The sequence below is a fragment of the Acidobacteriota bacterium genome (assembly GCA_016208495.1).
Taxonomy (GTDB): Bacteria; Acidobacteriota; Blastocatellia; order Chloracidobacteriales; family Chloracidobacteriaceae; genus JACQXX01.
On sequence record JACQXX010000002.1, the window covers coordinates 43373 to 54152 of the forward strand.

10 protein-coding genes are annotated in these 10780 nt (G+C 51.2%); 7 read left to right on the plus strand and 3 right to left on the minus strand.

Translation table 11 applies throughout. The features are described 5' to 3' along the window. Nucleotides 1–217 precede the first annotated feature (217 nt). The 5 genes from HY774_00235 (at nt 218) to HY774_00255 (ending at nt 5069) form a co-directional block, all read left to right on the plus strand. Nucleotides 218–1498 (plus strand): hypothetical protein, encoded by a 1281-nt coding sequence (locus tag HY774_00235; GenBank protein ID MBI4746886.1) that lies wholly within the window; start codon nt 218–220, stop codon nt 1496–1498. 100 nt (nt 1499–1598) lie between these two features. Then, the gene (locus HY774_00240) at nt 1599–2795 is read left to right on the plus strand and encodes a hypothetical protein (protein ID MBI4746887.1); all 1197 of its coding nucleotides are present in this window, start codon (nt 1599–1601) and stop codon (nt 2793–2795) included. 137 nt (nt 2796–2932) lie between these two features. Continuing rightward, nucleotides 2933–3490, plus strand: coding sequence for a cytochrome c3 family protein (locus tag HY774_00245; protein MBI4746888.1), 558 nt, complete (start codon nt 2933–2935; stop codon nt 3488–3490). A 182-nt stretch (nt 3491–3672) separates the two neighbouring features. Next, entirely contained in the window at nt 3673–4440 is a 768-nt protein-coding gene (locus HY774_00250) for a tetratricopeptide repeat protein (GenBank protein MBI4746889.1), read from the plus strand. A gap of 17 nt (nt 4441–4457) precedes the next feature. Then, a complete protein-coding gene (locus tag HY774_00255) occupies nt 4458–5069 on the plus strand; it encodes a ferritin-like domain-containing protein (protein MBI4746890.1) in 612 nt (203 codons plus the stop codon). Nucleotides 5070–5247: 178 nt separating this feature from the next. Here the strand turns inward: HY774_00255 and HY774_00260 are convergent, their stop codons facing one another. The 3 genes from HY774_00260 to HY774_00270 all read right to left on the minus strand — a co-directional run bounded on the left by HY774_00260 (nt 5248) and on the right by HY774_00270 (nt 8877). Further along, nucleotides 5248–6297 (minus strand): 2-oxoacid:ferredoxin oxidoreductase subunit beta, encoded by a 1050-nt coding sequence (locus HY774_00260; GenBank protein MBI4746891.1) that lies wholly within the window; start codon nt 6295–6297, stop codon nt 5248–5250. A gap of 35 nt (nt 6298–6332) precedes the next feature. After that, nucleotides 6333–6923 (minus strand): Uma2 family endonuclease, encoded by a 591-nt coding sequence (locus HY774_00265; protein ID MBI4746892.1) that lies wholly within the window; start codon nt 6921–6923, stop codon nt 6333–6335. A gap of 100 nt (nt 6924–7023) precedes the next feature. After that, nucleotides 7024–8877 carry a 2-oxoacid:acceptor oxidoreductase subunit alpha gene (locus tag HY774_00270; protein ID MBI4746893.1) on the minus strand — a complete coding sequence of 618 codons (1854 nt, stop codon included), beginning with the start codon at nt 8875–8877 and terminating at the stop codon, nt 7024–7026. A gap of 510 nt (nt 8878–9387) precedes the next feature. Between HY774_00270 and HY774_00275 the strand changes: the two genes are divergently transcribed. Both HY774_00275 and HY774_00280 read left to right on the plus strand, forming a co-directional pair. Further along, the gene (locus tag HY774_00275) at nt 9388–10461 is read left to right on the plus strand and encodes a hypothetical protein (GenBank protein MBI4746894.1); all 1074 of its coding nucleotides are present in this window, start codon (nt 9388–9390) and stop codon (nt 10459–10461) included. A 98-nt stretch (nt 10462–10559) separates the two neighbouring features. After that, nucleotides 10560–10780 (plus strand): hypothetical protein (locus HY774_00280; protein MBI4746895.1); only part of this gene is annotated, 221 nt, incomplete at its 3' end.

Here is a 10780-nt window from a genome sequence, read left to right on the forward strand (position 1 = left end):
TACTTTTCAGGAAAAGTTCAGAGTTCCGCCAACGGGCGGCAGTGTCTTGGAAAACGTTGATACTGAGTATTTTAGGATGGAGCCGCCCGAAGGCGGAACTCTAAACAGTCGTTGCCGAAAAGAGGTGGTTGTGCAGAACTCGCGTCGTTTGATCGCTCTCCTTGTTTTTTCCTTGATGGTTTCTGGAATTTTCTTGACCAGGGTGATTGCCACTCAGATGGCAGGACCCCCTACCCTGGCTTCGGTTCACCGAGAGGTGTCATCGGTGCCGGTCTGGGAAGCCGACCAGGAAAAAGCTGGGGATTCAAAGTCAGCCTCTGCCCCTGCCAAACCCGTTGCCAAAGGTCCGGTTGATTACGGCAAGTTCAATCATGCCGACCATGATGGCGACGTTCGCAAATTAACCAGTGCCGGAACGATGAAGCTGGATTGCAATTACTGCCATCTGGTGGATGATTCCGACAAATTACAAGCTGGATTTGGTGAATTTCCCTGCGAGACTCCAGATGGAGCCAAAGCCAGGGCGAAAACGAAAATGGTCAAACACAGTGCCTGTATTGACTGCCACAAACCTCAATTCGTTGGGGCTGGCGCCAAACAGGCCATGTGTTTGATCTGCCATACCAAATTTGGATTTCAACGCGGCTTGCCGGTTCGGAATTTTCCGAATGAGGCTGGGCAATCAGAATTCGACATTGAATTTCCACATAGCAAGCACAAGAAATATGTCAAGCTGGTGCAAAATCAATCTCCGTCCAACGTTCAGGTGGCTTCGGTAATTGGCTTGCCAACGGGTGGCGCAAATCCAATGCGAACCACGGTTGCCACGGTGGCGGCTGATTCCACCTTTGCCTGTGCGGCCTGCCATAGTGTTGAAACCGCTGGAGTTTTTGCTGCCCGACCTGATCATCGTTCCTGTTTTGTCTGTCATAGTGAAAAAGTCGAGAAACGATACGAATCTGCCCAGAGCGAACCCTATGCCGCAAACTGTGCCGGGTGTCATCCTAAAGTTGAGAAAAAACCATATGCGGCGGCCCATCTGATGCAATTTCAAATTGCCAACGCCAAAGGCGAATCTGGAGCCCTGCTGTTCCGACATGATTCCGACCACGCCATCCTCCAGCAAATTCCTGGTACTCAAGACGTTCTCACTTGTGTTCACTGTCACGGCGAAATCAGTGATGCCGTAGCCCGGGTAAAATTCAGTGCTGACTTTCCCAAATTAAAAGCTCGGGATGAAAAGAAAGCCCCAGACAAACAAATCTATAAAGACATCACTGAATACTCAGATTTCCTGGTTTCAAAATATCCGCAATCGTGTGGTGGATGTCATTCTTTAAAGAAAAAGCCTCTGATTGTGGGTTGGCTGTCACGATCAAACAAATTTGGGAATATTTTTGGAGTGAGTGATTGTGACCAGTGCCATGCCCAGGAAATCATTGACAAAGACATCAACTATCACAAAAAGCAACTCAATCCCCCGAAGAAAACTGAATAGGCGTCTGGGAACCCCTGCTGCTTTTCCACAAACTGTTGCTTAACCAGAAAAAACAGGAACGGGATCCATCCATATGTGGCCGAATTCCAGGTTCAATCCAATGTCGTTACTTACAAACCGCAAGCAATCAACCCCGGACCCCGGACCCCGGACCCCGGACCCCGTTTTGAAGGATCGGCTGAAAACAGGTGTTTTGCTTTTATTCTCGGTTGCCGCCCTGGCAATTGTGGTCACGGCGTGCAGCAAGCGGCCTGAAATTCCAAAAGAAACGGGCAAGTCTCCAGCGCCGCCTTCCATTGGCATCTCTCCCGGTGTTCCAGCCATTATTCCGGTGACCCTCAAACAGGGAACTGATATTTCGAAATTCACCCACAAAAGCCACGCGCGACGACCAAAACCGGATGGCACTCCTGACCCGAATGGCGAAATGGTTTCGTGCGAATCGTGTCACCAGCGTGAAAAAAATATCACCGTTCCCGAATTTCCCGGCCACAGCGCCTGCCTGACCTGTCACCTCAAAGAATTCAATTCGGTTGATGCCAGTTCCATTGGAATGTGCACCATTTGCCATCAAAACCTGGACACGATTGATGCGCCACTGGTTTCGTTCCCGCCGCGTAAGAGCTACAACACGTTCTTTGATGTGCAGCAGCATCAGAATCACGTGAATTATTCGTTCCCGGACAAACCGAATGAGAAAGTAGCCTGCGCGTTTTGCCACCCAAGCCAGGACAAAGGAGTCACAACGGGATTTCCAGGCTACCCAAATCGAAAATTTGACGCCACGCTGGTTGGGCTGGTCAAAAGCGGAGTCGGAGTTGCTTTTCCGGGGCATCCTGAATGTTATGTCTGTCACACCGAACAGGGTGGCAAGGTGACTCCTGGTGCCCACACGGTCCAGCCTGGTGCCCTTGGTCCCGGCAATTGTGCGGCCTGTCACCCGACGCTGATTGACCCGAAGGCCGCTCCTCCACAACCTCCTCCTCCAGGTGCTCAGTTGCTGTTGACCAAAATTTCAAGCCCTGCCTACCGGTACAAATTTTCGCACCGCGACCACGAGGTCAAGGGGATGAAATGTGCTGAGTGCCACAATATCAACAGCACCTATAACACGGCGGCTGTTCCCCAACCCAAAGCTCAAGCCCACCTTGCGAAAAAATCGGTTGCCGGGCAAGGGTGCTTTAGCTGTCATAATGGAAAACGGGCCTTTGGGGATGAAGATTTTAACAGTTGTGAGCGGTGTCACTCAAAACAAGACTTAGCTGGGAGCACTCAGCAGGCAATGGCCTTCAAGTGATGGTACAGCGTTGAAAGAGACTCAAAATCTTGCATTCGCGGCAAATACAACGTATTGTTGACCCTGCCCATCACACGGTTCCCTCGATACTTAATTCAATAAAAGCTGACGAACCACCTGAAGGAAAGGATCAAGTTATGAAACTTGCAGTAACACTTGTGTTTCTGTTGGGAGTCACCCTGATTACCGGTAGCAGTTACCTGAACTCGAAGCTTTTTGCCCATGCTTCGGGATCAGTTGCCATGGTCGCGGTAAATTCGGTTGAACCAGCAGCACAAGATAAAAAAATGCAGAGCCGGACGATGCCCGGCAAAATGGTTTTAGATGATGAAGACGCCGGAGTCACCATGTATGCCGGCGATAAAGGCAAAGTAGATTTTGACCACGATCAGCATGCGGCGCTTGATACCTGCGTCACCTGCCATCACACCAACACCAACAAACTCACCAAAGCTGTTGAAGAAGATGTGATGAAGTGTGCGGTATGTCATAAAGACGAAGAAACCGAATGCGAAACTGAAGGCACCAACGAAGATCGCAAGTTTAAAGGCAAAACCGCGATTTCATCTGAGGACGCATTTCATGGAACGGGCTCCCCTGACCGGCTGGCTGGCTGTATTGATTGCCACAAGGCCCGGAAAGATAAACCCAAAGCCCAGGCTTTCACCAAGTGTGCCGAATGCCATAAGAAATAGGTATTTCAAAACCAGTTTGTAGTCAGTCGTCAGCAGTCAAGTAGGCGAAACTCTCTCAATCCTTTGACTCTGAACGAACGCGGAATGGCGATTGCAAAATGGTATTCATTTATTAACCCCTCACACAAGGCAGAAAGCTTGGAAAATCCGACGCTTTCTGCCTTCCTTGTTTGTAGGCTCACGTGACCAAAAACACCTTAGGCATCTTACTTATTGGAGTATTTATTGGGTTTGGTTTGGGAGTGACCTTTACCAAATCATTGGCACCTGCCCCCTCGACCCAGTCATCCGAATCAGTAACTCCCGCGTCAAAACCAGCTCCGCCGCTTTCTCCAACCGCCGGGCAGCAGCTCCCAGCCAATCATCCACCCGTCGAAGGGGAAATTGCGCCGCCTAGACCACAAGGAACCGCACCGGTCGTCAATCAGGAGCTAGAAAAAGCGACCATTGAAGCCAACACCAATCTTGGTGATTATATTCTCCAGATGAAGGCGGCGGCGGTGTGTTATCAAGCCAATCAGTTTGACCAGGCTCTGGTCTTTTTAACCCGTGCCCAGGTCCTGCGGCCCGATAGTGTGGATGTTCTGTTAGGATTGGGGACCACCAACGCCGCGCTTGAGAAATATGACGAAGCCGAAAAATATCTGACCAAAGCCTTAAAAGTGACTCCGAATGACCCGGAAGCCAATGCTGAACTCGCTGTCACATACAATAAACAAAAGAAATATGATGTTGCGATTGCGGCTGCCAATCGTTCGCTCAAAGCCGCCCCAGGGCAGGAACGAGCCCTCGAAGCCCTGGTTGAAGCCTATATTGAAAAGAAAAATACCCGTGAAGCCAGTACCGCACTGGCCAAACTTTCAGGGCTCAACCCCAGCAATCCCAGCCTGGCTGTCTTTCGCCAACAACTTGAAAAATTGCAAGGGCAGGGGCCCTTGCCTTCACATTGAACTTTGAGAGGAAAGGTATGACGCAAAAAATTTTTGAAGCTGCGGAAATGATCAAATCACGACGTGACGTTCTCAAAGCCGGGTTGGTGGCAGGTATCACTGGTGCGGCTGCGATCATTGGGGAATCGTTACTTCTCCAACCAGAGGTTCAGGCTCAAGGAAAAGGACCTGCGAAGGGTGGACCGGCTTCGAGCAAAGCCAATGATATTGTGATTATGAATGTTGCTCTGGCGCTCGAACATCAGGCGATTGCTGCCTATTCGGTTGGGGCTGACACGGGACTCCTTTCCGACAAAGTGAAGGCTCTGGCAGTTCACTTCCAAAGCCAGCATATGGCCCACCGGGATGCGCTTGAAAAAACCATCAAAAGCTTTAACGGCACCCCCGTACCCGCCCAGGCAAAATACGAATTTGACACCTCAAAAATCAAAGCCGAAGCCGATGTGCTCGCCTTTGCACTCAACCTTGAAGCGGGTGCCGCCAGTGCCTATCTTGGGGTTTTGAAGTCAATTTTTACTAAGGATTTGCTGCCGGTTGTGGCTGGGATTGCCTGCGATGAATCACAGCATGCAGCCGTGTTGCGGTATGCGCTTGGGTTGCAGCCCGCACCAGACGCAGTGGTGAAGTAAGACATCGGGCTGAAGAAGTTGGGCTGAGGGCTTGGGGCTGAAGACTCGAAGACTCGGGGCTGAAAAAACCAGGGCTGAGGAAAATGGGTTGAGGATTGAAATCCCATTTTCTTCAGCCCCAAGCCCTTAGCCCGAAGTCTTCAGCCCCAAGCCCTTAGCCCAGTTTTCAGCCCGATGTCTAATCAACTACCCAGGTTTCGCCGCTGTTCAGAAGGGCTTCAAGGTCGCCAAGGCCGGATTTGGCCACGGCATGGGTGATTTGATCTTGCAGTAAATCTTCATAACAGGGGTGCTGCACCCGTCGGAAAACTCCCATTGGGACTGGGAAATCAGGTGGTTCCATATGGGCCAGGAAATAGGCGAGGGTTGGGTTTGGATCTTCTTCGTTGTGAACCAGAATATCCTCGACCGTGATTCCATTTTCCCCAATGGTCACAACCTCTGGGTTCAGCCCGTTGAGCCGAATCCCTTTATTCTTAGTTTTCCCAAACAGCATTGGCTTTCCATGTTCCAGATACAAAATGCTCTCTGGGCGGACATCCTTTTCCGTGAAGCCCTTAAATGCCCCGTCGTTGAAAATATTGCAATTCTGGTAGATTTCAACAAAGGACGTTCCTTTGTGATAGGCCGCTCGTTCGACAGTGGCTGCCAGATGGCGGGTGTCCACATCAACTGACCGGGCCACAAAGGTTGCTCCAGACGCCAGGGCAACATTGACTGGGTTAATGGGTTGTTCAATCGTGCCCTGCGGGCTGGATTTGGTTCGTTTGCCAAACTCAGAAGTGGGCGAGTATTGCCCTTTGGTCAGTCCATAAATCCGGTTATTGAACAACATCACATTGAGATCAACATTGCGGCGCATCAAATGGATAAAGTGATTGCCGCCAATCGAAAGACCGTCCCCATCCCCGGTCACCACCCACACGGAAAGCTTTGGGTTGGCCGCTTTGATGCCCGTCGCAATCGTCGGCGCGCGTCCGTGAATACTATGAAAGCCATAGGTATTCATATAATAAGGAAACCGGCTCGAACAACCGATCCCAGAGACAAACACCAGGTTTTCAGGTGGAATATTCAATTTCGGTACCACGGTCTGAACCTGGAACAGGATCGAATAATCTCCGCAGCCTGGACACCATCTGACTTCCTGGTCAGAGATAAAATCAGCGCGCTTCAGACCTAACGGGTTGGCAACGGCACCCGCGATTGTGGGCAATTCAGTCGGCATAGATGTTTCTCCGAATTTAAAAAAACCACCAGCTTTTACTCAGTTGAGTTGGTAGAAAATTCTACTGATTGGTAGATGTTTGTCAGGGATAGCTTACAATTGATAGAAGTAAGTGTGAGTATATCAGTCAGTGATTCAAGTAGTTCAGGTTCCCAGTTTTCATCGGCCTGTTTTCGAAAGTGAACAACCTTAATCTTGTCAGGTTCGACCACCACATATTCCAAAAGCGAAGGAATGGTTTGATACATGATGAATTTCGCTTTCAGATCATCGTGACGTGTCGTGGGCGAAAGAACTTCGACCAGCACTGTGGGGTTTGTCAGTGCCAGCAATCCATTGATTGATTCGAATTCAGGTTTGGGGCAGGCGATTGAAACATCAGGGTAGAGGTATGGACTGGCGACCAGGACTTTGACTCGCTGGTCACTCCCAAACACCTCACAGGTTTTTCCTTCCAGTTGATTGGCCAGTCTCCGGATCATATTTCGAGTTACCCGGTTATGATTTGGCTGAGCCCCAGACATGGCGAAGATCTGACCATTCACGAATTCAAAGCGCTGGTCTGACCGGCGTTCAAGCTCGAAATATTCTTCCAGGGTGTACCAGCGAGTTGGTTCAGCAGACATATGCAGTGAACGGAAAATCTGGGAGAAGGCGAAAGGGGTGAAACTCAAACTTTCAGAAGAAATAAGTCGAACTGCTTCAGCCCCCAGCCCTGGGGTTTGATCAAAGCAATTCGCGAAACCGTCTGACAAGTTCGGAAACCTTAAATGGTTGACCTGCGACTTTGTTGATGCTGACGGCATCAATCAGGAACCGGCCCCGAAGGATATGGCACAATTGACCGAGATTGAGTTCAGCCACCGCAACCCGTTGAAAGCGTCTCAGGACGTCCTCCAAATTTCGCGGAAATGGGTTTAAGTACTGGAGATGAATACTGGAAACCCGATGGCCTTCGTGTTGCAGTGTTTCCACCGCCGTCGTGATGGCCCCATAGGTCCCGCCCCACCCAACCACAAGCAGGTCGCCTTCAGGTTCGCCAAAAACCTCGACTTCAGGGATAAAATTGGCGATGTTGGCAATCTTTTCGGCTCGCAGGCGAACCATAAAATCGTGGTTATCCGGGTCATAGCTGACATTCCCCGTCAGGTGTTGTTTTTCCAGGCCGCCGATTCGATGTTCCAAACCAGGTGTTCCCGGAATTGCCCAGGGACGTGAGAGCGTGTTGGGGTCACGTGTGTAGGGCATAAATCCTTCAGGATTGGTTGTGTACTCAAATTTGATGGTCGGCAATTCTGAAAGTGCCGGGACTTTCCAGGGTTCGGCCCCATTGGCAATATACCCATCAGAGAGAAAAAATACCGGGGTCATAAACTCGATGGCCAGTCGAACCGATTCAATCGCCATATGAAAACAATCGCCGGGCGAAGCCGGAGCCAGGACGACTGCTGGGCATTCGCTATTGCGGCCAAAGATCGCCTGGAATAAATCTGCCTGCTCAGTCTTGGTTGGCAACCCGGTTGAGGGGCCACCACGCTGGACATTGACAATGACCACCGGAAGTTCAGTCATCACTGCCAGTCCGATAGCTTCACCTTTAAGGGCAATGCCTGGGCCGCTCGAACCGGTCAGCCCAATATTGCCGGCAAAGGCTGCCCCAATCGTGGCACCGATGGCCGCAATTTCGTCTTCAGCCTGGAAGGTTTTGACATTGAAGTGTTTGAGCTTGGACAGTTCGTGGAGAATATCCGAGGCTGGTGTGATCGGGTAACTGCCGTAAAAAAGCGGTTGACCTGCAATTTGTGCCGCCGTCACAAAGCCAAGGGCGGTGGCTTCGTTGCCGGTGATTTTGCGGTATTTTCCAGGCTTTAAACTCGCTTTTTTGACTCGATAGTGGGTCGAAAACAATTCGATGGTGTCGGCGTAATCGAGCCCGGCTTTGAGCGCCAGCCGGTTGGCTTCGGCAATTTCGGGTTTGTTGCCAAAGTTGGCGTTGATCCATTCCAGGGTCGGTTCAAGTGGACGATCATACAGACAAAACACCAGACCGAGCGCAAAGAAGTTTTTGCACCGCTCTTTATACTTCCGAAGCATGGTCAGCTCAGAAAGCGCATTGAGGGTTAAATCGGTTAACGGGATTTGAATTAACCGATACCCGGCCAGCGATCCATCTTCTAATGGGTTGGTGGTGTAGTGGGCTTTTTCGAGATTTGCCTTGTTAAACTCGTTGGTGTTGACAATCAGAATGCCGCCCTCTTCCAAATCGGCAAGATTGACCTTGAGGGCAGCCGGATTCATCGCGACCAGGACGTTGGGCTCGTCGCCGGGGGTGCGGATATCGTGGCTGGAAAAGTTAAGTTGGAAGCCTGAAACCCCAGGGAGGCTCCCGGCTGGGGCGCGGATTTCCGCCGGATAATCTGGCAGCGTACTGATGTCGTTGCCGATGATGGCGGCGGTGTTGGTAAATTGGGTTCCTGTGAGCTGCATGCCGTCACCGGAATCACCAGCAAAGCGGATGGTTACGGATTCAACTTCGATGACATTGCGAGTTGATTTATCGAGAGGGGAAACGGTGGACATATAAAAACAGTCTCCGGAATGTGGAAAAGATCAGGCCAGTTGGCAACAAGCTGGTCGCAACTTCGGATAGTAGGCCAATTCGACAGTGCGTGCCAAGAGGAATCAAGAAATGCTCTGCATTGCGGAAAGACCGTTTTCCCACTGGAGCTTGAACAAGTTGCATCCAACTGCTGAAGAAAAACAGAAATCTCCTGAAAAAAAGCTTGACAATTGAGGGGGGGGGCACCGTTATTGTGTAGCAGGCAGGTTTTATTTGGGCCACCTGCACCATCGCCGGGGTTTATGCTCAGGCAATCCAACTTGCTTTGCCGGTTGGTTATTCTTCAGTCAGCAAGGAACACTTCCTCAAGTCAGACGTCGCTTTCAGGTGAATACAGTTGAGAGTTCCGCCTTCAGGCGGCTGTCTTGGTCTTTTCTCTAACTTTATTATAACTGCTCGTCCCGTCGTCCGGTTAATGGCTGGGAATGGATGAGTTCGCAAACACGAAAATCAACCAGGAAGTTATTGTCATGGGTCGAACTTCGCTCCGAATCACACTGGTCACAGTTTGTGCCTTCATCTGGCTTCTTACGCAAACGGGAACGTTTTCACAAGCGTCAGTCCCATTTCCCGTCAGTGCGGGCACCATTGCCGATGAACAGGCAGCGTTACACGACTACGAACTCCCGTTTGGAGATAACCTGTTCGCGCCGTCCAATGCTGCGACGGTCTCCGGTGGGTTTATCAACCAGGAAGAATTCATCCCAGCGGCCCGCTGTGCCGGTTGCCATACCGAAGCCCACGCCCAATGGAGCGAGTCGGCGCATCGGAATTCCTTCCGCGAACCGTTTTACCAGACCAACGTCAAGCACCTGATTCGTGACCGAAAGATCGCCGTCACCCGCCATTGTGAAAGTTGCCACAACCCGGTGGCGCTGTTTTCCGGAGCACTCTCAGAAAAAGCGACCTTTGCCCGTCCGTTTGACGAAGAAGGCGTCAGTTGTTCGGTGTGTCATAGCATTGTCTCGACCAACACGACCGGGATTGGAAGCTATGTGATTGACAAACCAGCGCTGCTTGAAACCGCTGATGGTTCACGCCGGGCTGATGTCACCGACCGCGAAATCTTGGAGGACGTGCCTTCGCACCGCCGGGCGATGATGCGTCCGTTGTTGAAAACCCCTGAGTTTTGCGCTGCCTGCCACAAAGCGGCGGTCGTTCCTGAACTGAACCAACGGAAGTGGCTGCGCTCATTCGCGATTTATGACGAATGGCAGCAATCGGCCTTTTCAAATGAAACGGTTCAACCGCTGGCCCGTCGCGACCGACAAAGCTGCCAGGAGTGCCACATGCCGGAAGCCAACGGTCTCCGGTCTCATCGCTGGCCAGGCGCCAATACGGCACTCCCAGCGTTTTACAACACTCCAAACCAGTTGACCGAAACCCAGAAACTATTGCAATCAGGAATCTTATCGGTTGATATCTTCACTGTGCCAGGAGAAAAAGCAGACAAAAAGGCAGAGGAGCAAGGGGATCGGTCATCTTCCCATCAAAATCCCGGAACCCGGAACCCGGAACCCGGAACCCTGCTTTTCAAACCCTGAACCCTGAACCCCGAACCCTTGCTTTTGACGTTGTTGTCGCCAACCGCAATGTCGGCCACGCGTTTCCAGCCGAACTCCGCGACATCTTTGAAGCCTGGTTGGAATTCAAGGCGGTGGATGCGGATGGCAATGTGCTGCTCCATAGTGGAGAAGTTCGCTCTGACGGTACACTTGACGCTTCGGCGCACGCCTATCGGTCCGTCCCCATTGATAACCACAGCGAACCGATTACCAAACACGACATTTGGAACACCCGCACCACGGCGTTTGACCGGCATATTCCACCAGGACGGGCTGACCTTGGACGATTTGAAGTTCC

Excerpts from the sequence above, each read along its gene's own strand:
- HY774_00270 (MBI4746893.1), bottom strand. The coding sequence starts at position 8,877 with ATGTCCACCGTTTCCCCTCTCGATAAATCAACTCGCAATGTCATCGAA.
- HY774_00255 (MBI4746890.1), top strand. The coding sequence starts at position 4,458 with ATGACGCAAAAAATTTTTGAAGCTGCGGAAATGATCAAATCACGACGT.
- HY774_00240 (MBI4746887.1), top strand. The coding sequence starts at position 1,599 with ATGTCGTTACTTACAAACCGCAAGCAATCAACCCCGGACCCCGGACCC.
- HY774_00260 (MBI4746891.1), bottom strand. The coding sequence starts at position 6,297 with ATGCCGACTGAATTGCCCACAATCGCGGGTGCCGTTGCCAACCCGTTA.
- HY774_00235 (MBI4746886.1), top strand. The coding sequence starts at position 218 with ATGGCAGGACCCCCTACCCTGGCTTCGGTTCACCGAGAGGTGTCATCG.
- HY774_00245 (MBI4746888.1), top strand. The coding sequence starts at position 2,933 with ATGAAACTTGCAGTAACACTTGTGTTTCTGTTGGGAGTCACCCTGATT.
- HY774_00275 (MBI4746894.1), top strand. The coding sequence starts at position 9,388 with ATGGGTCGAACTTCGCTCCGAATCACACTGGTCACAGTTTGTGCCTTC.
- HY774_00265 (MBI4746892.1), bottom strand. The coding sequence starts at position 6,923 with ATGTCTGCTGAACCAACTCGCTGGTACACCCTGGAAGAATATTTCGAG.